Genomic DNA, 24119 nt, shown 5'->3' with positions numbered 1-24119 from the left:
GCGGCACCTTTTCGCTCTCGGGAAGGATCGGGAAGGATCCGTCACCACAACTGTGCCGGTTCTTACCCGTTGCGGGCCGCACCGAAACGCCGCGTCGGATGCGGGGCGGCAAACGGCCCCGCGAGAGTGATGGTTCTCGCGGGGCCGCTCGACGTGTGTTCGGGTGTTGCTCACATGCCGCCCGATGTGCTCCCGGCGTTCGAGCCGGTGGACGGATGGCCCTGGTAAACCGGCTGGGTCTGCGGGTTGAACTGCTTGAACCGCACCTTGTCCGCGTTGCCCGTCCTGGGATCGTGCAGCTTCAGGACGTCGAGTCCTTCCTGGATCCCGCTGGAGTAGATGTAGCCGTTGTAGTAGTACGCCGACCACGGTCCGGCGATCTGCATCTGCTCCGTGTCGAACGGGGTGCGGTCGAAGTAGGCGATCTCGGTCGGATTGGCCGAGTCGGTGAAGTCCCACACCGAGACGCCGCCCTGATACCACGCCTGCACCATGATGTCGCGTCCCTCGACGGGGATCAGGGACCCGTTGTGCGCCACGCAGTTCTCCGTGTCGGCCTGGTGGCGCGGGATCTTGAAGTAACTGCGGAACTTCAGTGTCCGGTTGTCCCCGGTCCCCACGATGTCGTAGACGCCGTCGGCACCCCGCTTCGGCCCGATGGCCTCGTTGCAGGTCGCGGCACCGCCCCCACCGAGTTCGTCGGTGAAGACCACCTTGGTGCCGTCGTTGTTGAAGGTCGCCGAGTGCCAGAACGCGAAGTTCTCGTCGTCGCGGACCCGCTCGATGACGCGCGGCGCCTCCCGATCGGAGATGTCCATCAGGATGCCGTCACCCATGCAGGCGCCTGCCGCCAGGTCCTTCGACGGGAAGACGGTGATGTCGTGGCACCCGGTGGTGGCACTGGTGCTGTCGTTGCCGGGGTTACCACCCTCGGGGAACAGCACCGGCGCGTCGACGAGGGTCGGTGAGGCCGGGTCGGCGTAGGGAACCTTGACGATCGAGATCTTGTCGTGCGGGGGTTGGCAGGCCGGGAATTTTTCCGAGGGGCCGTAGGAGGAGATGTAGAGGTAGGCAGCCTGGCCCGCCTTGTCCGGCACCAGCGTGTGGGTGTGCGAGCCGCAGGACGTGGCGACCGACGAGACGTAGCTCGGCTTGCGCGGATTGCTGATGTCGAAGACCTTCATGCCCTGCCACCCGTTGGGGTCGGCACTGTCGGTCGGTTCGCTCGTGCAGGTGTCGTTCGTGCGCGGGTAGTCGGTCGAGAGGAACAGCAGGCCCCCCGAGACCGAGACGTCGCCCTGTCCGCCGGGGCAGACGACCTGACTGATCACGCGTGGCTTGCGCGGGTTGGCGATGTTGTACACCGTGAACCCGTTGTAGTTGCCCACGAAGGCGTAGTGCTTTTTGAAGGCGATGTCGCTGCCGAAGGAGCTTTGCTTGTCGAACGGCGCCTGCTTGGGCACGTTGGCGACGTGCTCCATGTTCTCGCTCATGAGAACCTTGCGGTCGTTCTGAGCGGCAGCCGTCGCCCGAGAGTTCTCCTCCGGCTGGTTGGCCGGAGGTGTCGCAGCCGAGGGGGCGGCGAACAGCAGGCCTGCGACCAGGGATGTCACCCCGACGGCGACCGCCGACCTCCGCCCGCGCCCTCTCCCGCCTGTAGGGCGAGATCTCGAAGTCAAGACCACCACACTCCATGTTCCGGATCGATGGGTCGACACCTGACCGGCGATGCCGGTCGGGCGTCGGCGTGTTGCGAGGATCCAGTATGTTGTTCGTCGATCTCGGGGCCAATCCGCTCAATGGAGGTATTTCGGGCACTCGGATTCTGGTTTACTGCCGCCGAGTCCTGTCCGCGGCGAGACGGAGAATCGATGCGTCAATCCCGTGTGGTGGCGAGCCGTGCCCTGGCGGTGGCCGCAGCCGTCGCGATGTCCGTGACGGTCCTGAACGGCTGCACGAGCACGGGGTCCACCGGCGCTGCCTCCACCGACACCGGGCAGCCGAGTTCCTCGCAGGCACCGGTGGTGCTGCCCGGAGCGCCGGGTGACGAACCGCGGGTGGCCGGTTCCGCCGAGATGGCCGAACTGGGCGCGGAGCAGGCCGAGCCGTCCGAGGCCGGGATCGACTACATCCGGATGATGATCCCCCACCATCGGCAGGCTCTGACCATGACGGACATGGCGCCCGCCCGTGCGAAAAATCCTCGCGTCCGAGGACTGGCCGAACGTATCGGCGGGGCGCAGCAGGCCGAGATCGACATGATGCAGGCGTGGCTGAAACGCAATGATCTGCAGCCGGTGACCGATTATCACGTCGACGCCCGCCACAAGCGCATGATGGGCATGGCCACCCGGGAGCAGTTGGACCGGTTGAAGGGGTCCTCCGGTACGGAGTTCGATCGGTTGTTCCTGCGGCTCATGAGCCGGCACCACGAGGGCGCGGTGACGATGGCGGAGGATCTCCTCACGAAGGGGACCGATCCGCAGGTGCGCTCCATGGCCAAGGACGTGATCGCCTCCCAGCGCGACGAGATCGCCACCATGCAGCAGCTGCTCACCGAAATCGGCTGAAGCGCACCGGGCGGCGCGGCGCCGCGGCCAGATCAGCGCCCGCGGAAGGTGTCGAGGAGGCGTTCGGCGGCCAGACTCGCGGTGAGCTCGCCGTCGCGCACCTGCCGTTCCACCTCGCCGAGCACGTCGCGGACTCCGGAATGCTGCATCAGTTCGCTCATGAGCTGGTCGCGCACCAGGGACCATGTCCAGTCCACCTGCTGGCGGCTGCGCTTCTCCGCGAGCTCGCCGGTTTCGGTCAGCGTGGCGCGGTGCAGTTCGATCTGCTCCCACAGGGAGTCGAGGCCGGTGCCGTTCAAGCCGCTGCAGGTCAACACGGGTGGCTTCCACGAAGCCCCGGCCGGGGTGAGCAGCCGCAAAGCCCCCCGCAGTTCGCGGGCGGCCTTGCGGGCGTCGGTCTCGTGCGGGCCGTCGGCCTTGTTGACCGCGACCAGGTCCGCCAGCTCCAGCACGCCCTTCTTGATTCCCTGAAGCTGGTCGCCGGTGCGGGCCAGGGTCAACATGAGAAAGCAGTCGACCATGCCCGCCACGGTGATCTCGGACTGCCCCACCCCGACGGTCTCCACGAGCACGACGTCGAACCCGGCCGCCTCCATGAGCACGATGGTCTCGCGGGTGGCGCGGGCGACCCCGCCGAGCGTTCCGGCCGTGGGGGAGGGGCGTACGAACGCCGACGGATCGGCGGCCAGCGTGGCCATCCTGGTCTTGTCGCCGAGGATGCTGCCACCACTGCGACTGGACGAGGGGTCCACGGCCAGCACCGCCACCCGGTGCCCGGCTGCGGTGAGCATCGTGCCCAGCGACTCGATGAACGTCGACTTGCCCACCCCGGGCACGCCGGTGATCCCGACGCGGTGCGCGCCCCCGGAATGCGGCAGGAGTTCGACGAGCAGCTCCTGCGCCCGTGCACGGTGATCGGCGCGAGTGGACTCCACCAGCGTGATCGCCTGGGCGAGCTTGGTGCGGGAACCGGCCAGGACGCCCTTGGCGTACTCGTCGACGTCGATGGTGCGTGGCATGACTCTCGACCGACCTGCCTGTCAGCTCTGCCCGGTGTCGTGGTCGAGCTGGTCGCGGAGCTGCTCGAGGAGCCCGAGGGCGGCTTCGGCGATGACCGTGCCGGGACCGAAGACGGCGGCAGCGCCCGCCTCGTGCAGGGCCTCGTGGTCGGCGGGTGGGATGACACCGCCGACGGTGATCATGATGTCGTCGCGTCCGACCGCGTGCAGCTGTTCGCGCAGGGCGGGCACCAGCGTGAGGTGCCCGGCGGCGAGGCTGGACACGCCGACCAGGTGCACATCGGACTCGGCGGCCTGCTGGGCGACCTCGGCCGGGGTCTGGAACAGCGGACCGACGTCCACATCGAACCCGAGGTCGGCGAAGGCGGTGGCGATGACCTTCTGCCCCCGGTCGTGACCGTCCTGGCCCATCTTGGCCACGAGGATGCGCGGGCGGCGGCCCTCGAGTTCGGCGAACTCGTCCACCAGGGCGCGGGCACGCTCGATGTTGTCCGAGGGCCCCGCTTCGTCGGTGTACACCCCCGAGATCGTACGGATCTGACCGGAGTGGCGGCCGAAGACCTTCTCCAGCGCGTCGGAGATCTCGCCGACGGTGGCGTGGGCACGTGCGGCATCCACGGCCAGGGTGAGCAGGTTGTGCTCCAGGTCGCCGGGACGGTTGCCGTCCACACTGGCCTCGGCAGCGGCGGTGAGCCGGTCCAGCGCGGCGGCGCAGGCCTCGCCGTCCCGCTCTTGGCGCAACCGTTGCAGCTTCTCGAGCTGTTCGGCGCGCACCGCCGAGTTGTCGACCTTGCGCACCTCGGGTGCCCCGTCGGTTTCGTCGGCGTCGGGCTGGTACTTGTTGACGCCGATCAGCGGCTGCCGCCCGGAGTCGATGCGTGCCTGGGTGCGGGCGGCGGCCTCCTCGATGCGCAGCTTCGGGATCCCCGCGTCGATGGCTCGGGCCATGCCGCCGGCCTCTTCGACCTCGGTGATGTGGGCCCAGGCGCGCTCGGCGAGGTCCTGGGTGAGCCGTTCGATGTAGTGGCTGCCGCCCCACGGGTCGATGACCCGGGTGGTGCCGGACTCCTGCTGCAGCACGAGTTGCGTGTTGCGGGCGATCCGGGCCGAGAAGTCGGTCGGCAGCGCCAGCGCCTCGTCGAGGGCGTTGGTGTGCAGCGACTGGGTGTGTCCCTGGGTGGCGGCCATCGCCTCCACGCAGGTGCGGGCGACGTTGTTGAAGGCGTCCTGGGCGGTCAACGACCAGCCGGAGGTCTGCGAGTGGGTGCGCAGCGACAGCGACTTCGGATCCTGCGGGGAGAACCGCCCGACGAGCTTGGCCCACAGCAGCCGGGCGGCACGGAGTTTGGCGACCTCCATGCCGAAGTGCATGCCGATGCCCCAGAAGAACGACAGGCGCGGTGCGAAGGAGTCGATGTCCAGGCCCGCATCGCGTCCGGCGCGGATGTAGTCGAGACCGTCGGCCAGCGTGTAGGCCAGCTCGAGATCGGCGGTGGCCCCGGCTTCCTGGATGTGGTAGCCGGAGATCGAGATGGAGTTGAACTTCGGCATCTTCTGCGAGGTGTAGGAGAAGATGTCGGAGATGATCCGCATCGACGGCTGCGGCGGGTAGATGTAGGTGTTGCGGACCATGAACTCCTTGAGGATGTCGTTCTGAATGGTCCCGGCCAGCTGCTCCGGAGCCACGCCCTGCTCCTCGGCGGCGACGATGAACAACGCCAGCACCGGCAGGACGGCACCGTTCATGGTCATCGACACGCTCATGCGGTCCAGCGGGATGCCGTCGAAGAGCTGGCGCATGTCGTAGATGGAGTCGATGGCCACTCCGGCCATGCCGACGTCCCCGCCGACGCGGGGATGGTCGGAGTCGTAGCCGCGGTGGGTGGCCAGGTCGAAGGCCACCGACAACCCCTTCTGCCCGGCGGCGAGGTTGCGGCGGTAGAACGCGTTGGACTCGCTCGCGGTGGAGAACCCGGCGTACTGGCGCACCGTCCACGGCTGGTTGACGTACATCGTCGAGTACGGCCCGCGCAGGTAGGGAGCGATGCCCGGGTACGTGCGGGGGAACTCCAGCTCGGCGGTGTCGGCGGAGGTGTACAGCGGCTTGATGCCGATGCCCTCCGGCGCCTCCCAGGTGAGCGCGTCGGCCTCTTTGCCGGTGGCGGCCTGCACGGCGCCGGCCCACTGCTCGTGGCCACCCGAGCCGACCGGATCGTCGAGGGGGATGTCGGCGAAACTGGGGACCCGGTCGCCTTGCGTCATTGCTTCGCTCCGTTCGCTGATCCCCACCTGCGGTGGATGTCGGTCAGAATTTCCAGCGCGTTGCCGCCGGTGTGCACGAAGCCGTCCACACCGGCGGGTGGTGGATCCTGGGGGGCACCGGCGAGCAGCACCACGCTCGCACCGGCCTGCTTGAGGGCCTGGGCGGCGTCTTCCGCGCGTTCGGCGTAGACCTTGTCCGCAGAGCACAGGCACACCAGCGAGGTACCGGACTCGGTGAAGGCGTTCACGAGTTCCCGGGTGGATTCGGTGACTCCGGCTTCCGGTGCTTCGATGCCGCCCGCCGCGAACAGGTTCCGCGCGAAGGAGGCGCGCGCGTTGTACGCGGCCAACGAGCCGAGCGTGGCCAGAAAGACCCGGGGGCGCCTGCCGGATTCGGCCAGGTGCCGGTCTGCGGCGTCGCGCAAGCGCTCGTAGTCCTCGGCGTAGCGATGGCGGGGCAGCGCGTTCCGCGCCTTGTGCTCGTCACCGGATTCCGGTGCGGGATCGCGACGCAGCGGTGTCTCGTCGAGGTCCGGGAACTCGCTGACCCCGGTGATCGGATCGCTGCGGTCGGCGATCGACTCCTGCCGTTGCGACCAGGTCGCCGCGAGCGTGTCGGCGACCAGTCCCGAATCCAGCGCGGCGGACATGCCGCCTGCCGCCTCGATGCGCTGGAACCACTCCCACCCGGTTCGGGCGAGGTCGTCGGTGAGTTGCTCGACGTAGTAGGAGCCGCCGGCCGGGTCGATCACCTGTGCCAGGTGCGACTCCTCCAGCAGCAGCGACTGGGTGTTGCGGGCCATCCGCCGGGAGAAGCCGTCCGGCAGCCCGAGCGCGGCATCGAAGGGCTGCACCGTCACGGCCCGGGCGCCACCGACTCCGGCCGCGAAGGCGGCGATCGTCGTGCGCAGCATGTTCACCCAGGGGTCCCGTTGCGTGAGCATCGCCGAGGAGGTGACCGCATGCTGGACTTGGGCGCGGGCGGGCTCGGAGGCGCCGCAGGCGCGCAGGATCCGCTCCCACATCCGGCGTGCCGCGCGGAGCTTGGCGATGGTGAGGAACTGGTCGACGGTGGCCGCGTAGCGGAACTCCAGCAGCCCGGCTGCCGTGTCGATGTCCAACCCGGCCCCGGCCGGGGCGGGTGCCGTCAGCAGACGCAGGTAGGTGACTCCGGCCGCCATCGAGCAGCCGAGTTCGTCGGCGTCGGAGCCACCCGCATCGTGGTGGGGCAAACCGTCCACGGTGATCGCGTGCAGCCCGGTGTAGGACTCGGCGCAGCGACGTGCCAGGTCGATGACGGGAGCGTGGTCGGCGGCCTGCCCCGTGCGTGCGTGCACGCTGATCGGGTCCGCGCCGAGGTTCCCGCGCAGCGCGCTCGGCCGGACCTCCTCCTCGGCGGCCAGCTTCAGCAGCGCCTCGGCGGCTTCCCCGAAGTGCTCGTCGGCGTCCAGGACGACACCGGCCATGTCCAGGTGCACGCCGTGCAGGGCATCGGGGAGGTCTTCCACGGTCGTGCCGGATCGCCCCAGCCGCAGCCAGACCGAGGACGCGCCGCCGGCCAGATCCGCCAGTATCTCCCGGTTGGTCGCTGCCGCGTCCGGGTGAGCGTGACACTGGCGTACGTCCCAGCCTCCGGCGACACAGCCGTCCGCTCGGCTGCCCCGTACGAAGGGAGCCAGCCCCGGGACGCCGGCCTGCGGAACGTCCCGGTCCGCCGTGTACAGCGGTTGCACGGTGATTCCGTCGTGCGTGGTCTCGGCCAGGAGGGTTTCCGGCGCAGCGGGGGTCGGTGCTCCTTCGGCGAGCAGGCCGGACTTGCGCAAGACCTTTTCCACCTGCTGCTGCCACTGCTCGTGAGTCGGCATCTCGAACCCTTCCATGAGGGCGAGTTCGGATCGACCGCTGCTCGACGCTGAGTGCTGGGACGCCGTCATGGGAGCCGATGGTAGGCCGCTGGTCGATCCACCGAGAGACATCAGGGGTGTGATGCAGGTCGCACAGGCGACGATGCCTTGTCGGACAGCGGTTTATGTCCGGTCGGTGTTCGACCGAGATTGTTTCCCCGAAGCGTCAACGGGACTGATCGTGCCGATTCCGGTGTGCCGGCACCGTCGTTGTCTCCGCGATGTCGGAGGCCGACCGGGCTGCCTTGCCGGCGTGGCGTGCGCTGACGAAGACCCAGAAAAGCACCCACACAGCCCCCAGCAGTGTCGTGATCAGGAAGGGCCACGGGTCTCGCAACCCGAGAACGATCACACCGGCAAGTCCCATGCCCCCGGCCCCGAGATCGGTTGCCCGGCGTGCTGCTCGGTGGCCGGCGATCCAGGCCGACTCGCTCGCCATCGTGGACGGAGTTCGGATGCCGGCGAAGTGGTTGCGGCGGAGGCGACCGTCCGATGCGCGTCGAACCACCTGGTGTACGAGCACTGCACCGCCGACCATCGTTACCGCCACGATGATCACACCCGCCCAGGGCACCTGCTCGTGCACCTCGCCTCCGTTCGGCGTTCCTCGACAACCAACCGGCGATCCGCCAAAGGCGGAACACTTCACGATACGGCAGCACAGCCCGGACCGTGTTCGCCGATCGATTCATCTCGGCCGTGGGGCTTTGCCGATCACGCCCGCGGCCACGGCGGTAATCATCGATACCGGCACCGGTCGCATTATCCGGCGCCGTGCCTGCTCGTACATGTCGAATACGCCGCGGCCGCCGGCGATCCGGCTCCCGTGCGGCGCCGCGGGTACCCCGCCTGCTGTCGGCCGGAGGTGAGCAGGGACGATGAAAGATGCGATGACGCTTACCGACCAGCTCCCGGACACCCCCGATCCCGCCCCTGACGCTCTGCTCGACGCCTTCGTGACGTGGACGAGCGAGCAGGACATCGAGCTCTATCCAGCGCAGGAGGAGGCGCTGATGGAGGCCGTGTCCGGGGCCAACGTGATCGTGAGCACGCCCACCGGCTCCGGCAAGAGCCTCGTCGCCGTCGGGGCGCATTTCACGGCACTGGCCGGCAAGCAGCGCAGTTTCTACACCGCGCCCATCAAGGCGCTCGTTTCGGAGAAGTTCTTCGCGCTGGTCGACGTGTTCGGCGCCGACAACGTCGGGATGCTGACCGGGGACAGCAGCGTCAACGCCGATGCCCCCATCATCTGCTGCACCGCCGAGATCCTGGCCAACATCGCCCTGCGCGACGGTGCGCGTGCCGAGGTCGGCCAGGTCGTCATGGACGAGTTCCACTTCTACGCCGAGCCGGAACGCGGTTGGGCCTGGCAGGTACCCCTGCTGGAACTGCCGCAGGTGCAGTTCGTGCTCATGTCGGCCACGCTCGGTGACGTCAGTCACTTCGAGAAGGACCTCACCCGGCGCACGGGTCGTGAGACGGCCGTGGTCAGTTCCGCCGAGCGGCCGGTCCCGCTGACGTTCCGCTATGCCATGACCCCGCTGCACGAGACGGTCGAGGAACTGCTCGCCGGTCACCAGGCACCGATCTACATCGTGTACTTCAACCAGGCCTCGGCTCTGGAACAGGCGCAGGCACTGGTGAGCATGAACGTCGCCACCCGCGCCGAGCGCGACGCCATCGCCGAAGCCATCGGGGACTTCCGCTTCACCGCGGGATTCGGCAAGACCCTCTCGCGTCTGCTCCGCCACGGTGTCGGCGTGCACCACGCCGGGATGCTGCCGAAGTACCGGCGCCTGGTCGAGCAACTCGCGCAGGCGGGACTGCTCAAGGTCATCTGCGGTACCGACACTCTCGGCGTCGGCATCAACGTGCCCATCCGGACGGTGCTGCTGACCGGCCTGACGAAGTTCGACGGCACGCGCACCCGCCACCTCAAGGCCCGCGAGTTCCACCAGCTCGCCGGCCGCGCCGGCCGTGCCGGGTACGACACGGCGGGTTCCGTCGTGGTGCAGGCACCCGAGCACATCATCGAAAACGAGCGAGCGCTGGCCAAGGCGGGCGACGACGCGAAGAAACGTCGCAAGGTGGTGAAGAAGAAACCACCGGAGGGGTTCGTGTCCTGGAACGAGAAAACCTTCGACAAGCTCGTCGAGGCCGAGCCCGAACCGTTGACGTCGAGTTTCCGCGTCACCCACGCCATGCTGCTCAACGTGATCAACCGGCCGGGTGATGCGTTCGCGGCGATGCGCCACCTGCTGACCGACAACCACGAGAGCAGGCCCGCCCAGCGGCGGCACATCCTGCGTGCGATCGCCATCTATCGGGCCCTGCTGGCGGCAGGGGTGGTGGAGCGCCTCGACGAGCCCGACGAGCAGGGACGCACGGTGCGGCTCACGATGGACCTGCAGTTCGACTTCGCGCTCAACCAGCCACTGTCGCCGTTCGCGCTGGCCGCGATCGAGCTGCTCGACGCGGAATCGCCGACCTACGCCCACGACGTGCTCTCGGTGATCGAGTCGACACTGGACGATCCGCGGCAGGTCCTGTCCGCCCAGCAGTTCAAGGCGCGCGGGGAAGCCGTCGCGCAGATGAAGGCCGAGGGCATCGAGTACGAGCAGCGCATGGAGATGCTGGAGGACATCACCCATCCGAAGCCGCTCGAGGAGATGCTGGAAGCGGCCTACGAGACCTACCGGCGGGGGCATCCGTGGGTGGCCGAGCACGAGCTCTCGCCGAAGTCCGTCGCCCGCGACATGTCCGAACGAGCGATGAACTTCGTCGAATTCGTCAACCACTACGGGCTGGCGCGGTCGGAGGGACTGGTACTGCGCTACCTGGCCGATGTCTACAAGGCACTGCGCCAGACCGTGCCCGACGACGCCAAGACCGAAGAGCTCGGCGACCTCGTCGAATGGCTGGGTGAACTGGTGCGTCAGGTCGATTCCAGCCTGCTGGACGAGTGGGAACGCCTGCGCAATCCCGATGCGGTGAAATCCGCCACACCGGAGCCTGCCGCCGAGGAGACATGGCGGCTGACCGCGAACACGCGCGCGTTCCGGGTGCAGGTACGCAACGCGCTGTTCCGGCGCGTGCAGCTCGCCGCCCGGCGTTGCCACGAGGAACTGGGCGAACTCGACCACGCGAGCGGTTTCGATGCCGAGGAGTGGGCCGCGGCCCTGGACGACTACTTCGAGCAGCACGACGAGATCGGCACCGGCGCCGACGCGCGAGGTCCCGCACTGCTGATGCTGACCGAGGAATCCGATCGCTGGTTCGCGCGCCAGGTCTTCGATGACCCGGCCGGGGATCACGACTGGGGGATCAGCGCCGAGATCGACCTCGGCGCTTCCGACGAGGCGGGAACCCCCGTGATCCGGGTGACCGCCGTCGACCAGCTGTAGCAAGCCGCTTGCCGGGACGGCCCGACCCGCACTCCGGCTCCGTATGTGCTGTTGGGATCCCTGCGGCAATGTCGCATACTGGTGCCATGAGCGAACATCCGGTGAGTGTTTCCGCGGACGGTTTGGCCTCGTGGAACCAAGCGGTGGAGCGTGCTGAGCACGGTGAAAGCGTGCCGATCATCGCCCACGGCGAGCATGTCGCGGATGTGGTGCCCTCCGGTGAACTGGATCGTTTGCGGGAGACCATCGAGGTCCTGTCGGACTCCGACCTTGTGCGTACCCTGGAAGAGAGTTTGGCTGATCTGCACGCAGGCCGCACCGTCTCCTCGGACCAAGTGGCTGCTGATCTCCGAGCCCGTTCGGCGGCCGACGAGTGAGCCATTCCGGCAGCTATACGATTTCCTACACTGCCGCTGCTCGTCGCCAGATGAACCGGCTGCCGCTGGATGCCGCAGTGGCGATGCATGAACACCTCACCGGTCCGGTTGCCGATAATCCACGGCGCCTCGGCAAACGCCTCGATCCACCGTTGGAACGGCTGCGTAGCACAAGGCGGGGTGAGTACCGAGCCCTTTACGAAATCGACGACAAGGAGATCCTTGTCAGCGTGGTCACGGTGGCTCATCGCCGGGACGCTTATCGTTCGCACTGACCGGTGCCCGCTTCCGACGAGGCGGGAACCCCCGTGATCCGGGTGACCGCCGTCGACCAGCTGTAGCGCTGTCCCCGGCAGGCCCTCCAGAACCGACGCCCGGGTTGGCGCGCCGCGACTGCCACTCGGTCGTGTCCGGTAGGCGGATCGTGTGGTGGCGCTGGTGGTGCGCGTGCCATACGGTCGGGTGTCGGGATGACTTGCGAGTATCCGGTGAAGTGTCGGTCTTGTCGCCGTGGCCGTAGAGCTCTGGAAGGAGTCGATCATGGCGCCGCGTTTGCCGGTTGTCGTGGTGGGAGTGGATGGCTCGGAGGAGTCCGAGCATGCGCTGCGATGGGCAGCGGAATACACTCACCAGCTCGGCGGTGTGGTGCATGTGATCACGGTGTGGCACCAGCCCGTCCAGTTCGGGTACCGGTTGGTGCAATCCGACGCGGATCTCGAGGATCGCGCCCGGAAGTCCCAGGAGAAGGTGGTCGCCCCCGTCCGGGAACAGTTCCCCGCAGTGGACATCAGGACACGCCTGTTGCGCGGACACGTGGTCGACGAGTTCATGGGGCTGTCGAAACAGGCCGACCTGCTGGTGCTGGGGAACAGAGGGCACGGTGCTTTCGGGGGGATGCTGCTCGGCTCGGCCGCGCTGAAACTGGTGCAGCATGCGCACTGCCCGGTGACCGTGGTGCGGTGATCACGCCTCGGCCGGTTGCCGGGTGAGCCAGGCGATCGAGTGCCGTACGAGGCTCTCCGGTGCGAGCGTCAAGTCCAGCGTGATGCCGTCCTCGTCGCTCTGGAGCGGTTCGAGGTCCCGCAGTTGGGACTCCAGCAGGGCAGCGGGCATGAAATGCTCCTGCCGGGTGAGCATGCGCTCTCGTATCAGGTCGGCGGACCCGGACAGGTGCACCACTCGCAGGTCCGGAGCGTGCGCACGCAGGATGTCGCGATAGGAGCGTTTGAGTGCCGAGCACGCCAGGACCGTCGACGCACCGGCCTGCCGACGTTGCCCCATCCACTCGGCAAGCCGGCGCAGCCACGGCAGGCGGTCCTCGTCGGTGAGCGCCCGCCCTGCGTTCATCTTGGCGATGTTGGCAGGGAGGTGGAATTCGTCCGCCTCCGCGTACTCCAGGCCGGCCCGTTCTTCCAGGAGCTTGCCGACCGTGGTTTTGCCGCATCCGGACACACCCATGATCATGGTCTGAATCGACATGCTGTTCTCCTCGCACGGTGCTGTGCGGTTCGCTCAGGAACTGCACAGCACCGATGGCAGTATGATTGGTGATATCAATGCGACGCGGCACTGTCGCGGACGGTACCGACGCCGGCTCGGAAGGTGGTGGGCGGATGGCCCCGACGAGTCATCGGACCCTGCACGACCGCGTGTTGGGCGTGCTCGGTCCGGCGATCGCCGGCGGGGACTACGCCCCGGGGGACATGCTGACGCTGGAGCAGATCGAGCAGCAGTTCGGCGTCTCGCGCACCGTCGCCCGCGAGGCCGTGCGCGTCCTGCAGTCGATGGGCATGGTGGTGAGTCGCCCGAGGACGGGGGTCACCGTCTCGGACCAGGCCGAGTGGAACGTTTTCGATCCTCAGTTGATCCGCTGGCGCATGGCGGGCAGGGGCCGCAATGCCCAGCTGCGATCGCTGACGGAGCTGCGTGCGGCCGTGGAACCGTCGGCTGCCGCTCTGGCGGCCGAACGTGCGTCGCCGCAGCAGCGAGCCCGGCTGGCCGAGTTGGGACCGCTGATGCGGGAGGCCGGGCGGGCCGGAGACCTGGAAGCCTTCCTGACCCTGGACATCGAGTTCCACCGCCTGCTCCTGGCCTCATCGGGCAACGAGATGATGGCCGGATTGTCCGAGGTCATCGAGGAGGTGCTGATCGGGCGCACGGTGCACCACCTGATGCCGCCCCAGCCCGAGGAAAAAGCGCTGCGCTTGCACGCGCTGGTCGCTTCCTCGATCGAGACGTCCGACGCCGACGTGGCCCGGGTGGCCATGCACGGCATCGTCACCGAGGTGGGTGCGGCCGTGGCGGAAACACGGTCGCACCCCCCCGATACTTCTCCGGCGTGACCGCGGTCAAGCAACCAGGCTGATCAGCAGCACCAGCAGGAAGGCGATTCCGCCGAGCAGTGTTTCCAGGACCGTCCAGGTTTTCAGCCCCGTCTTGACGTCCATGTCCAGGAAGCGTGTCACCAGCCAGAACCCGGAGTCGTTGACGTGGGACAGCACCGTGGCACCACAGGCGATGGCCAGCACCAGCAGCACGCGGTAGAGCGGTGACAACCCCTCGGTCGCGGCAACGGTCGGCGCGAGCAGGCCCGCTGTGGTGGTGAGTGCGACGGTCGCCGATCCCTGGGCGACCCGCAGAGCCGTCGAGATCACGAAAGCCGCCACGATGAGCGGAAATCCCGCGGCCGCCAGGGTATCGGCCAGCGCGGTGCCGATCCCGCTCTTGTTCAACACCGCGCCGAACATGCCGCCGGCGCCGGTGATGAGAATGATCGAGCACACCGGGCCCAGCGCACCGTTGACGATCTGCTCGACACTGGCGTTGGACCGGCCACGGCCCAGCACCACGATGCTGAGAATGGCCGTGGCCAGCAGGGCGATCGGGGTCTGCCCGATCATCTGCAGCGCCTGCACCCACGTCTGATCGGGATTCACCACGCCGGTGCTGCCCAGCGTGTCCAGGCCCGTGTTCAGAAAGATCAGGAACAGCGGAACCAGCAGGATGGTGATCACGGTGCTGAAGCGCGGCAGCTGCACCGGAGGCTCCTGGCCCTCGTCCTCGGTGCCACCGTCACCACTCGTGCTGCTGGCACCGGGCATGTTGCTGGGCAGCGGCACGTCGAGGCGACGGCCGATGAACTGGGAGAACAGGTAGGCACCGAGGTACCAGGACGGGATCGCGACGAGCAGGCCGACCAGCAGGACCAGGCCGACGTTGGCGCCGAGCAGCGTGGCGGCGGCCACCGGCCCCGGATGCGGCGGGACGAAGGCGTGCATCGCCGCGAATCCACCGGCCACGGGCAGTGCGTACAGCAGCAGCGAGCCGCCGAATCGCCTGGCCACGCTGAAGATGATCGGCAGGAAGACGACGAAGCCGGCGTCGAAGAAGATCGGGAAACCGAAGATCAGTGATGCCACGCCGAGTGCGAGCGGTGCGCGGCCGCGCCCGAAGCGGTTGATGAGGGTGTTCGCCAGGACTTGTGCGCCGCCGGTGATTTCGAGTAGTCGCCCGATCATGGCCCCCAGCCCGACCAGCAGGCCGACGCTGGCAAGTGTCTCGCCGAACCCGGCGAGCAGGGTGTCCACGATCTCGTCCAGCGGGACCTGGGTGGCCAGGGCCACCAGCAGGCTGACGAGTACCAGTGAGATGAAGGCATGCAGCTTGAACCGCATGATCAGCAGCAACAGCAATGCGACCGCTGCTACTGCGATGAGCAACAGGGGCACAACCCCGTATGCGGGTTGCATCGTTTCCAACGTGGAACTCCTCGCCATTGATGAGCGTGAGGTCGACGCGGAGGGTCGACTGCGGTGCGCAACACTGTGCCCCAATGGTGATACGAATACAACCCCGTTGTGCGAGGAAGTTACCCGTGAGTTGCGCAGGCAGGGCGGTGCTGCGTTCCGTGTTCGTTCGGCTCCATTGTGGAGGTGCTGTTTTCGATGCGATCGGGCGGGATGCCCACACGAGACGAAACCGCCCCGGGAGCGCTCGGATCCCGGGGCGGATGAGGTGTGCTGCCGGTGGGGCGGTCTCAGAAGCTTCCGCAGTTGCCGGGAGCGGGTAGACCCGCGAAGCGGGCTTCCAGGAATGCGAACGCCTCGCCGAATGCGGCGACCGCGGTGGCGAGGTGAGTGGGGGACGGGTAGGTGGAGAACTGCACGGTCGCGCCCTCCTCGCACCAGGAACGGGCCATGTTCCTGCCCTGCTCGTACGGCACGATGTCGTCGAAGGCGCTGTGCGCGACCAGGACCGGTGCCTCGGGAGCGCGGTCGCCGATGCGCTGCTCGGCCAGGATGGCGGCGTAGGGTTCCTCGTCGAGGTAGGCCGACAGTGGACGGCCGTCCTCGGTGAGTGTGCTGGACTGCGTGAACGGGTACCGCACGACGGTCTCGCCCACGCACTGCTGCTCGATCTCCTCGAGGATCCGCTCCCCGCGGTCGTTGAGGATCTCGTCGGTGTCCACCTCCGGGTAGGCGGCCTCCACGCCGTTGATCGCGTAGCCGGCGAAGCCGAAGTACGGGCTCCCGTCGAGGAATTCCGCCACGGCACCGAGGTCGGCGGGCACCGCTCCCGCGTAGGAACCCCGGAAGTCCAGTTCGGGCGCGTAGTCGGCCTGCAGCTCCGCCGCCGCGGCGGAGGCGCCGCCGCCCTGGGAGTACCCGGAGGTGGCGACCGGACCGTCATCGGGCAGGCCGGCCTCGTCGAGGCGTTGGGCGGCGCGGACTGCGTCGAGCACGGCGTGGCCCTCGGAGGCGCTGTTGACGTAGGTGTGCACACCGGGAGTGCCCAGGCCCTCGTAGTCGGTGACCACGATCCCGTAGCCGCGTGCCAGCATTCCCTGCAGGAACGCGCCCTCGTACTCCTTGCCGGCGGCCATCAGCTTGGACGGCGCGCACTGGTCGCCCTGCCCCTGGGTGCCGACCGCGTAGCCGATGATCGGGCGCTCGCCTGCGCCGGTCCACGGGACCTGCGGTGTCAGCACGGTGCCGGTGACCGCCATGGGATCGCCGTGCGTGTCGGTGCTGCGGTACATGATCCGGTGTGCTTCGGCGGAGGCGGGCACGGTCTTGAGCGGATCGAGGAAGAAATCCGACGGTTCGTGCCGGATGATGTCGCCGTTCTCGCCCGGCGGCAGCGGTGCGGGTGGGTCGTAGAACGAGGAGCTTTCCGGCTCCGCCCAGGTGCCGGTGGCGGTCACCGCCATGCTGGTCAGCACTGTCAGACACAGTGCCGCCGTACGGAACGAACGACGAGGTGTGCGCATCGGGTCTCCCCTGGCCGGTACGCGTCACCGGCAATGAGCAGTCGGCAAGATTTCCGAAAAGTATTCGGATGACGTGGATCACTTGTCAACGCTGTTTACCGAGCTGCATCGAGGAGAGACGCGCGAGGATGTGACCGCGCGACGGCGTGAGCTGGTGCTATGCGTGGAGGCGCGAAGCGGTACTGGAAAGTCTCGAATTGATCACGATCGAGCGCGGACATGGGGCGCGAAGCCGCTCCGTTCAGCGGCTGGAGGTTCCCGCCTCCGAGGACGAGCCCATGGCGGTCGTGTCCGTCGCCGAGGAGCGCTGTGCCGCGGCGGCTGCCGCATCGGCGGAATCGGCGTGTTCGAGCGAGTGACCGGCTGCTGTGAGATTGGTCCGTACGAGGACGGCACTGCTGCGGGCGGCGGCAGCAGCCAGCGTGGTCGCCGTGACCGCGTCGCCGCGCAGTACCGGCTTGCCGCGCTCGGCCAGATCGGCCGCCAGATCGGCGATCTCGGATGCGAGCAGGGCGAGCCGGAAAGGCGGTCGGGCCGCTGCCGCGAGCGCTTCCCGCAGGGCCTCGGCACGGTCCGGGTCCTCCCGCGGGCGGCGCTGGGCAGCCAGCACCGCCGCATAGGAGTCCGCGTCCGCCGTGGCGAGTTCCATCGCCCGCTCGCGCAAGCCTTCCGCCTGGGCCGCGAGTTCGGCCGAGTCCTGCAGTGACGTCGACAGCCGGGCAACCATCGCCACCAAGCCCGCGGCGGCGGCCGTGGTCACCGCACCGACACCGCCACCCGTGGCGGACGGTGTCGGTGCGGCGACCTCGGCCAGGAAATCCCGCACGGAGGTGTCGAGGATGCTCAATTCAGCCCCACGACTTCACCGCGATCGTCGATGTCGATGCGCTCCGCGGCGGGCTGTGAACCCAGCCCGGGCATGGTGCGCATGTCACCGCAGATCGGGTAGACGAAGCCGGCACCCACCGAGGCCCGCACCTCGCGCACCGGCAGTGTCCACCCCGTGGGGGCTCCGAGCAGCGTGGGATCGGAACTCAGCGACAGGTGGGTTTTGGCGATGCACACCGGCAACGAGCCGAACCCGTTCGCGGTGTAGCTGTCCAGCGCCTTGGCCGCCGCCGGTTGGTAGGACACCTCCTCGGCGCCGTAGACCCGAGTGGCGATCGTTTCGATCTTCGTGCGCAGGTCGTCGGAATCCGGGTACAGCAGTTGGAACCCGCTGGGCTCCTCGGCTGCCTCGGCCACGGCCTCGGCCAGTTCGATCGCTCCCTTCCCGCCATCGGTGAAGTGGTTGCTCACGGCCACCCGCGCGCCCGCTTCTTCGGCGACCCGGCGAATGGTCTCGTGTTCGCTGGGATGGTCGGTCGGGAACGCGTTGATCGCCACGACGGGAGAGACACCGTGCAGGCGGATGTTGTCGATCTGCTTGCGCAGATTGTCCGCCCCCGCCAGCACGTCGTCCGGATTCTCGGCGAGCAGTTCCTCCGGCAGCGACTTGCCCGCCACGACGCGGTACCGGCCGGAGTGCGCCTTCAGCGCGCGCACGGTCGCCACCAGCACGGCTGCGTCGGGACGCAGCCCGGAGTTGCGGCACTTGATGTTGAAGAACCGCTCCGCTCCCATGTCGGCGCCGAATCCGGCCTCGGTGACCAGGAAATCGGTGCAGCGACTGGCGATCCGGTCGGCCACGATGGAGGAGTTGCCGTGGGCGATGTTGCCGAACGGGCCTGCGTGGACCAGCACCGGCGTGTTCTCCACCGTCTGCATCAGGTTCGGCTTGATGGCCTCGCGCATGATCACGGTCATCGCCCCGGCGGCACCCAGCTGTTCGGCCGTGACCGGGGATCCGTCGTGGGTGTAGCCGACGACGATGCGCCCCAGGCGCCTGCGCATGTCGTGCAGCGATGTGGACAGGGCCAGAACCGCCATGACCTCGCTGGCCGCGGTGATGTCGAACCCGGACTGCCGGGGCGTGCCGTCGGCGCCGCTTCCGAGCCCGGTGACGATGTTGCGCAATTCCCGGTCGTTGACGTCGATGACGCGGCGCCAGGTGATGCGGTGCGGATCGAGGCCGAGCCGGTTTCCCTTGTGCAGGTGGTTGTCGACCATCGCGGCGAGCATGTTGTGCGCTGCCGTCACGGCATGCATGTCCCCGGTCAGGTGCAGGTTCAACGACTCCATCGGAACGACCTGGCTGTACCCGCCGCCCGCGGCGCCACCCTTGATGCCGAAGGTCGGCCCCATGGAGGGCTGGCGGACCGCGATCGCCGAGCGTTTGCCGAGTTGCTGCAGCGCCTGCCCGAGCCCGACCGTCGTGGTGGTCTTGCCCTCGCCCAGTGGCGTCGGGGTGATCGCGGAGACCACCACGTACTTCCCCTGGTTCTGCTCGGGCAACTCGTCGAGTGCCTGCAGCGAGATCTTCGCGACGTCGTGACCGTAGGGTTCGAGCAGGTGTGTGCCGATCCCGAGCCGTTCGGCGATGTCATCGAGCGATTTGCGTGGAGCCGAACGCGAGATGTCCAGATCCGACGGGATGCTCATGCCGGAACCTCCTGAAGTCGTGCGGCCATCTCGTCGACCCACTTGCGGGTCTTGGTGATCTCGTTGAAGGTGAACAGGTGCCAGCCCGCGATCCCGTAGTCCGGGTCGAGGAGGTAGGGCGACAGTTCGTCGAAGATGGTCTCCGGGGTGTAGCGCGTGAGCAGTCTGGTGACCACACCCTGCTGTTTGCGCAGGAACCGCATCGACGGCCCCAGACCGATCTTCAGCGAGATCCGTAGCAGTTTCTTCGGATCCACCGAGCCGGGAGCTCCGATGTGGATCGGGAGCGTGACGCCACGCTCCCGCACGGCCTTCACCCAGGACACGATCGTGTTCGGGTCATAGCAGATCTGGGAGACGATGTAGTCGGCGTAGCGGGATTTCTCGTCGAGGGCCTGGATGGTCGTCTGGTCGGAGATGAAGGCGTGGGGTTCGGGATAGCCGGTGACTCCGACCCGGGGTGGCCGGAGTCCCAGTTCGTCCGTGGCCCGCAACAGGGAGAGCGCGTCGGTGAATTCCCCGGCCGGGGTCGGGGAATCCCCGGCGATCACGAAGACTTCGGAGAGTCCGAGTTCGTCGATCCGGCTGTAGAGCTCCGCCAGGTGCGAGCGATCGGTGACGAGCCGCGCGGACAGGTGCGGAACCGCGTGGAACCCCTTGCTCCGCAGCTGTGCGGCCGTGTCCAGTGTCGCTTCCGTGCCCTTCGAGGGAGACGACGTCACGGTCACGGTGGCGTCCCGGGGCAGGGTGTCGGCCTGGTCCAGGACCCCCGACAGCGGCAGAACCTCGAATCGCGCCTGGCTGAGATAGCGCTGCAGTTGCTGTTGCGTGTTCGTGGTCATCGTGATGGCACCGCCGTTTCCTGCCGCTGGAGCTGCTTGGGGATGTCCTTTTTCGCGTCGAGGAACGGCTTTTCGACCACGACCGCGTCCTGCGGCCCGTGCTGGGTGTCGACCACCAGCGGAGTGCCCGTCTCGTAGTAGCTGATCGGCACCATCGCGTAGCCGATGTTGCGCTCCAGCCGGGGCGAGTAGCAGGCGGAGGTGACCTCGCCGATGCGCAGGCCGTGCGGGTCGCGCACGTCGAAGACGTCGATCATCGACCCGTCGTTGAAGGAGCCGACGCTCGGCCCGCCGATCTCCACGCCGACCAGCTTGCGCGCGATGCCCTCGTTGGCGACGCGGGTCAGGGCCTGCTTGCCGATGAAGTCGGCCTCCTGGTTGAGGTCGACCATCCACGTGGCCTCGAAGCCGTAGCCGACCTCGAACGGGTTGGTGTTGTAGGTGATGTCGTTGCCCCAGGACAGCAGCCCGCCCTCGATGCGGCGAATGTGGCAGGGACCGATCACGCGCATGTTGTACGGGCGGCCGGCCTCCCAGATGGTCTCCCACAGCTTCACGCCGTCCCTGCTGGCGTTGTGCAGGTAGATCTCGTAGCCGAGCTCGGCGGTGAAGCCGGTCCGCGAGACGACCATCTGCATCCCGTCGAGCTCGCGGTCGACGGCGTAGTAGTACGGCACGTCCAGAATGGACTCGCCGAACAGGTCGACCATCACGTCCCGGGACTTGGGGCCCTGCACCTGCACCGGTCCCACGTCGGGCTCGCGGATCTGCACGTTCATCCCCAGGCTGTAGGCCAGCCCCTTCGCCCACAGCAGCACGTCGCTGTCGGCCAGCGAGAGCCAGAAGTGGTTCTCACCCAGCCGCAGCAGGACGGGGTCGTTGATGATGCCGCCGTCCTCGGCGGTGATGAACACGTACTTGCACTGCCCGATCTTGCACTTGTTCAGGTCCCGGGGAACCAGCATGTTGGTGAACTCGAAGGCGTCGGGGCCGGTGATCTCCACCTGCCGCTCGACGCCGACGTCCCACAGCGTCACGTCCTCCAGCAGGGCCCAGTACTCGGCGACGGGGTCGCCGTAGTGCCGGGCGTGATAGGTGTGGTTGTACACGCTGTACATGCCCACGCCGTGGCGGCGGGAGGCGTAGAAGAACGGGGACTTGCGGATGCGCGGGTACTGCAGGATTCCCGGGTTCGGATTGATGCTCATGGGACGCTCCTCGCTCTTTTCGGGTGAGGTGATCGCGCCCGTACCGCGGTGAACGGTGACGGGCGTGGCCTGTAGGGGGTGAACGGTGGTGACCTGCTCAGCAGCGCATGCGCTTCATCTCCGGGTCGAAGACCGGATCGGCCGCGACCGTGGCAGGGTGTCGCTGGTCGAAGTAGGAAACCTGGACATCGGTGCCTTCATCGGCGAGGTCGGCGGGCAGCCATGCGTAGGCGAGGCTGGCGCCGATGCTGTGGCCGTAGCCGGTACTGGTGGTGAAGCCGACCGTTCCGCGGTCGGGTTCGGCGGTGGCGAACACCGGTTCGGAGCCCATCAGGACGGTGCCGTCGTCGACGATCAGGCAGCACAGTCGTCGCTGGAGCGGTTGCTCGCGGCGGCGCAGCAGTGCCCGGCGACCGATGAAGTCGCCCTTGTCCGGTTTGACGGCGAAGTCGAGGCCGGCTTCGTCGGGCGTGTGCAGGCTCCACATGTCGCTGCCCCAGGCGCGATAGCCCTTCTCCAGGCGCAGATTGTTGAAGGCGCCCCGGCCTGCGGCGATGATGCCGTACTCGGCCCCGGCCGAAGCCAGCAGATCCCACAGTCGCAGGCCGAACTCGGCCGATGTGTACAGCTCCCAACCGAGTTCACCGACGTAGGACAACCGCAGCGCGGTCACGGGTACCTCGCCGACGTAGAGCTGCTTGGCGCGGAAGAAGCGGAAACTCTCGTGCGATACGTCCTCGCTGGTCAGTGATTGAAGTACGTCACGGGCACACGGCCCCCACAGTCCGATGCAGCACGTGCCACCGGTGATGTCGCGGACCTGGGTCGTGGCGTCGGCGTGCTTGCGCAGCCACGCGACGTCGCGCTGACCGTTGCAGCCGACCTGGAAGGTGTCCTCCGACAGCCGGGCCACCGTGATGTCGGCGCGGACACCGCCGTCGTGGTCGAGCATCAGCGTGTAGGTGACGTAGCCGGGTTTGCGGTCCAGCTGGTTGGTGGTCACCCGCTGCAGGAGGTCCAGGGCGCCCGGCCCGCTGACCTCGCAGCGGGTCAGGGAGCTCATGTCGTACATGGCGACACGTTCCCGGGTGACCTGATGTTCGGCCGCGACGACCGGGGACCAGTAGCGTCCCGCCCACTGCCCGGGTTCGGCGATGTCGCGCCCGGGCACCAGGGACGTGTTGGACTCGAACCAGTGGGGACGCTCCCAGCCGTTGGCCTCCAGGAAGTAGGCGTCGAGCTCGCGCTGCCTCGAGTAGAAGGGGCTGGTGCGCAGCGGTCGCGGGTGTTCCGGGGGCTGCTGCGGGTGCACGATGTCGTAGACCTCGCGGAAGCTCTGCTTGCCGCGTGCTCCGACGTAGGACGGGCTGTGCGCGAAGTCCTCGAAGCGCCGCAGGTCCGCTCCGCGCAGGTCGATGCTCGGGACGTCCCCGTTGAGCCACTCGGCCATCGCCAGCCCGACCCCGGCGCCCTGGGTGATCCACACCGCTTCGGCCACCCAGAAGTTGCCGACTTCGCGAGAAGGGCCGAGCACTGGTGCCCCGTCGGCGGTGAACAGCATGAGCCCGTTCATGCCCTCGGTGATCTCGGTCTCGGCCAGGCCGGGAAGGAGAGCGCAGGCATCCGACCAGGGCTTGGCGAAATCCTCGGCCGTGAAGGGGTGCACCGAGGCCATGCCCTTCCAGCCGCCGCCTTGGGAGGAGGGTTCGGCGCCGTTGCCCGGCGCGGCCGTGGGGGCCAGTTCCTGCTGGCTCACCGGGATCGCGCGGTGCTGGTAGGAGCCCACGCCGTAGCGGTCGTGGATCTGCCGGAAGTACATCGAGCTGTCCTGGTGGCGCAGGATCGGCTGGTGAGCCTCGCTGTCCCCCGTGGTCAGCCCGGGCACCGGGCTGGTCACCGCGTACTGGTGGGCCACCGGCTGCACGGGGATCGACACTCCCGCCAGCGCCCCGACCTGCGGGCCCCAGACGCCCGCGCAGCACAGCACGGTGTCCACCGACACCGTGCCCTGGGAGGTGTGCACCGCTCGGACCTCACCGCCGGCCATGTCGAAACCGGTCACCTCGGTGTTGCCCACGAAACGCACCCCCCGGCTCCGGGCGTCCCGGGCCATCGATTCGGCGGCGCGGACGGGTTTGGCGATGCCGTCGCCGGGCGCGTGGAGACCGCCGTGGATCCGAGCCGGATCGATCTGGGGGATCCGGTCGTGCACCTGGCGGGGACCGAGCAGTTCGGCCTCGACGCCCCAGCAGGTGGCGAGACCGAGCTTGCGCTTGAGGTCGTCCCACCGTGCGGACGTGGTGGCCACCTCGATCCCGCCGACCTGGTAAAAGCAGGGCTGCCCGTCGAGGGTCTCGGAGGCGTAGCGCTCGACGGTGTACCGGGCGAGCTGGGTGCTCGTCTGGGACGCGGTGGTCTGGAAAACCAGGCCGGGCGCATGCGAGCTCGAACCGCCCGTGGCGAACAGCGGCCCCTGTTCGACCACGAGTACGTCGGTGATTCCCATGCGCGCGAGGTGGTACGCCGTGCTACAGCCGACGATGCCTGCGCCGATGATGAGTACCCCTGTGCTTGATCCGAGCCCAGTACCCATCTCCACCCCCTGTTGCCGTTGCGCCTATGACAACTAACTGCGTCACACGCAACAGTGCGCCTGGGGCCTCGTGTGCGTCAAGACACACATTCGAGCGATTTCGGCGGGCTCGATTCAGGGCTGCGTGAGC

Annotated in this window: 19 protein-coding genes; 6 read left to right on the top strand and 13 right to left on the bottom strand. The window is 68.0% G+C overall.

Going from position 1 to position 24119, the window contains the following annotated elements; all coding sequences use genetic code 11:
- Nucleotides 1-170: 170 nt before the first annotated feature.
- Nucleotides 171-1613 (bottom strand): LVIVD repeat-containing protein, encoded by a 1443-nt coding sequence (locus DFQ14_RS12190; RefSeq protein WP_246195469.1) that lies wholly within the window; start codon nucleotides 1611-1613, stop codon nucleotides 171-173.
- A 258-nt stretch (nucleotides 1614-1871) separates the two neighbouring features.
- Between DFQ14_RS12190 and DFQ14_RS12185 the strand changes: the two genes are divergently transcribed.
- Entirely contained in the window at nucleotides 1872-2570 is a 699-nt protein-coding gene (locus DFQ14_RS12185; protein ID WP_246195468.1) for a DUF305 domain-containing protein, read from the top strand.
- A 32-nt stretch (nucleotides 2571-2602) separates the two neighbouring features.
- Here DFQ14_RS12185 and meaB read toward each other — a convergent pair whose 3' ends face one another.
- The 4 genes from meaB to DFQ14_RS12165 form a co-directional block, all read right to left on the bottom strand.
- Entirely contained in the window at nucleotides 2603-3589 is a 987-nt protein-coding gene (gene meaB, locus DFQ14_RS12180) for a methylmalonyl Co-A mutase-associated GTPase MeaB (RefSeq protein WP_114453380.1), read from the bottom strand.
- A 21-nt stretch (nucleotides 3590-3610) separates the two neighbouring features.
- The gene (scpA, locus tag DFQ14_RS12175) at nucleotides 3611-5851 is read right to left on the bottom strand and encodes a methylmalonyl-CoA mutase (protein WP_114453379.1); all 2241 of its coding nucleotides are present in this window, start codon (nucleotides 5849-5851) and stop codon (nucleotides 3611-3613) included.
- Nucleotides 5848-7785, bottom strand: coding sequence for a methylmalonyl-CoA mutase family protein (locus tag DFQ14_RS12170; protein WP_114453378.1), 1938 nt, complete (start codon nucleotides 7783-7785; stop codon nucleotides 5848-5850). Before DFQ14_RS12170 ends, scpA begins: the two co-directional genes overlap by 4 nt.
- A 136-nt stretch (nucleotides 7786-7921) precedes the next feature.
- Nucleotides 7922-8341, bottom strand: coding sequence for an SdpI family protein (locus tag DFQ14_RS12165; protein ID WP_114453377.1), 420 nt, complete (start codon nucleotides 8339-8341; stop codon nucleotides 7922-7924).
- 304 nt (nucleotides 8342-8645) lie between these two features.
- Between DFQ14_RS12165 and DFQ14_RS12160 the strand changes: the two genes are divergently transcribed.
- From DFQ14_RS12160 to DFQ14_RS12145, 4 genes are all read left to right on the top strand, one after another.
- On the top strand, nucleotides 8646-11159 hold the full coding sequence (locus tag DFQ14_RS12160; RefSeq protein ID WP_114453524.1) for a DEAD/DEAH box helicase: 2514 nt from the start codon (nucleotides 8646-8648) through the stop codon (nucleotides 11157-11159).
- An 86-nt stretch (nucleotides 11160-11245) separates the two neighbouring features.
- Nucleotides 11246-11536 (top strand): type II toxin-antitoxin system Phd/YefM family antitoxin, encoded by a 291-nt coding sequence (locus DFQ14_RS12155; RefSeq protein WP_114453376.1) that lies wholly within the window; start codon nucleotides 11246-11248, stop codon nucleotides 11534-11536.
- Entirely contained in the window at nucleotides 11533-11811 is a 279-nt protein-coding gene (locus tag DFQ14_RS12150) for a type II toxin-antitoxin system RelE family toxin (protein WP_114453375.1), read from the top strand. The genes DFQ14_RS12155 and DFQ14_RS12150 overlap by 4 nt, the downstream gene beginning before the upstream one ends.
- A 265-nt stretch (nucleotides 11812-12076) precedes the next feature.
- On the top strand, nucleotides 12077-12499 hold the full coding sequence (locus tag DFQ14_RS12145; protein ID WP_114453374.1) for a universal stress protein: 423 nt from the start codon (nucleotides 12077-12079) through the stop codon (nucleotides 12497-12499).
- Here the strand turns inward: DFQ14_RS12145 and DFQ14_RS12140 are convergent, their stop codons facing one another.
- Nucleotides 12500-13015 (bottom strand): gluconokinase, encoded by a 516-nt coding sequence (locus DFQ14_RS12140; RefSeq protein WP_114453373.1) that lies wholly within the window; start codon nucleotides 13013-13015, stop codon nucleotides 12500-12502. It abuts the gene before it with no gap.
- Nucleotides 13016-13149: 134 nt separating this feature from the next.
- Here DFQ14_RS12140 and DFQ14_RS12135 point away from each other — a divergent pair, with 134 nt between their 5' ends.
- Nucleotides 13150-13878 (top strand): FadR/GntR family transcriptional regulator, encoded by a 729-nt coding sequence (locus DFQ14_RS12135; protein WP_114453523.1) that lies wholly within the window; start codon nucleotides 13150-13152, stop codon nucleotides 13876-13878.
- Nucleotides 13879-13884: 6 nt separating this feature from the next.
- Here DFQ14_RS12135 and DFQ14_RS12130 read toward each other — a convergent pair whose 3' ends face one another.
- The 7 genes from DFQ14_RS12130 to DFQ14_RS12100 form a co-directional block, all read right to left on the bottom strand.
- Nucleotides 13885-15294, bottom strand: coding sequence for a GntP family permease (locus DFQ14_RS12130; protein ID WP_114453372.1), 1410 nt, complete (start codon nucleotides 15292-15294; stop codon nucleotides 13885-13887).
- A 278-nt stretch (nucleotides 15295-15572) separates the two neighbouring features.
- On the bottom strand, nucleotides 15573-16805 hold the full coding sequence (locus DFQ14_RS12125) for a lipase family protein (protein ID WP_114453371.1): 1233 nt from the start codon (nucleotides 16803-16805) through the stop codon (nucleotides 15573-15575).
- A 241-nt stretch (nucleotides 16806-17046) separates the two neighbouring features.
- Nucleotides 17047-17652 carry a cyclodeaminase/cyclohydrolase family protein gene (locus DFQ14_RS12120; RefSeq protein WP_114453370.1) on the bottom strand — a complete coding sequence of 202 codons (606 nt, stop codon included), beginning with the start codon at nucleotides 17650-17652 and terminating at the stop codon, nucleotides 17047-17049.
- Nucleotides 17649-19346 (bottom strand): formate--tetrahydrofolate ligase, encoded by a 1698-nt coding sequence (locus DFQ14_RS12115; RefSeq protein ID WP_114453369.1) that lies wholly within the window; start codon nucleotides 19344-19346, stop codon nucleotides 17649-17651. The genes DFQ14_RS12120 and DFQ14_RS12115 overlap by 4 nt, the downstream gene beginning before the upstream one ends.
- Nucleotides 19343-20188 (bottom strand): methylenetetrahydrofolate reductase, encoded by an 846-nt coding sequence (locus DFQ14_RS12110; protein ID WP_114453368.1) that lies wholly within the window; start codon nucleotides 20186-20188, stop codon nucleotides 19343-19345. Before DFQ14_RS12110 ends, DFQ14_RS12115 begins: the two co-directional genes overlap by 4 nt.
- Nucleotides 20185-21396, bottom strand: a complete 1212-nt coding sequence (locus tag DFQ14_RS12105) for a glycine cleavage T C-terminal barrel domain-containing protein (RefSeq protein ID WP_114453367.1) — start codon at nucleotides 21394-21396, stop codon at nucleotides 20185-20187. Before DFQ14_RS12105 ends, DFQ14_RS12110 begins: the two co-directional genes overlap by 4 nt.
- A gap of 97 nt (nucleotides 21397-21493) precedes the next feature.
- The gene (locus DFQ14_RS12100; RefSeq protein ID WP_114453366.1) at nucleotides 21494-23989 is read right to left on the bottom strand and encodes a GcvT family protein; all 2496 of its coding nucleotides are present in this window, start codon (nucleotides 23987-23989) and stop codon (nucleotides 21494-21496) included.
- Nucleotides 23990-24119: the final 130 nt, after the last annotated feature.

The sequence above is a fragment of the Halopolyspora algeriensis genome (assembly GCF_003337235.1).
Lineage (GTDB): Bacteria > Actinomycetota > Actinomycetes > Mycobacteriales > Pseudonocardiaceae > Haloactinomyces > Haloactinomyces algeriensis.
Note: the sequence above shows the minus strand (reverse complement) of the source record. Positions and strands in the feature narration are given on the sequence as shown.

What these genes read in the sequence shown, in the direction of transcription:
- DFQ14_RS12185 (WP_246195468.1), top strand. Translation starts at nt 1,872, where the DNA reads ATGCGTCAATCCCGTGTGGTGGCGAGCCGTGCCCTGGCGGTGGCCGCA.
- meaB (WP_114453380.1), bottom strand. Translation starts at nt 3,589, where the DNA reads ATGCCACGCACCATCGACGTCGACGAGTACGCCAAGGGCGTCCTGGCC.
- scpA (WP_114453379.1), bottom strand. Translation starts at nt 5,851, where the DNA reads ATGACGCAAGGCGACCGGGTCCCCAGTTTCGCCGACATCCCCCTCGAC.
- DFQ14_RS12170 (WP_114453378.1), bottom strand. Translation starts at nt 7,785, where the DNA reads ATGACGGCGTCCCAGCACTCAGCGTCGAGCAGCGGTCGATCCGAACTC.
- DFQ14_RS12160 (WP_114453524.1), top strand. Translation starts at nt 8,646, where the DNA reads ATGACGCTTACCGACCAGCTCCCGGACACCCCCGATCCCGCCCCTGAC.
- DFQ14_RS12155 (WP_114453376.1), top strand. Translation starts at nt 11,246, where the DNA reads ATGAGCGAACATCCGGTGAGTGTTTCCGCGGACGGTTTGGCCTCGTGG.
- DFQ14_RS12145 (WP_114453374.1), top strand. Translation starts at nt 12,077, where the DNA reads ATGGCGCCGCGTTTGCCGGTTGTCGTGGTGGGAGTGGATGGCTCGGAG.
- DFQ14_RS12140 (WP_114453373.1), bottom strand. Translation starts at nt 13,015, where the DNA reads ATGTCGATTCAGACCATGATCATGGGTGTGTCCGGATGCGGCAAAACC.
- DFQ14_RS12135 (WP_114453523.1), top strand. Translation starts at nt 13,150, where the DNA reads ATGGCCCCGACGAGTCATCGGACCCTGCACGACCGCGTGTTGGGCGTG.
- DFQ14_RS12125 (WP_114453371.1), bottom strand. Translation starts at nt 16,805, where the DNA reads ATGCGCACACCTCGTCGTTCGTTCCGTACGGCGGCACTGTGTCTGACA.
- DFQ14_RS12115 (WP_114453369.1), bottom strand. Translation starts at nt 19,346, where the DNA reads ATGAGCATCCCGTCGGATCTGGACATCTCGCGTTCGGCTCCACGCAAA.
- DFQ14_RS12110 (WP_114453368.1), bottom strand. Translation starts at nt 20,188, where the DNA reads ATGACCACGAACACGCAACAGCAACTGCAGCGCTATCTCAGCCAGGCG.
- DFQ14_RS12105 (WP_114453367.1), bottom strand. Translation starts at nt 21,396, where the DNA reads ATGAGCATCAATCCGAACCCGGGAATCCTGCAGTACCCGCGCATCCGC.
- DFQ14_RS12100 (WP_114453366.1), bottom strand. Translation starts at nt 23,989, where the DNA reads ATGGGTACTGGGCTCGGATCAAGCACAGGGGTACTCATCATCGGCGCA.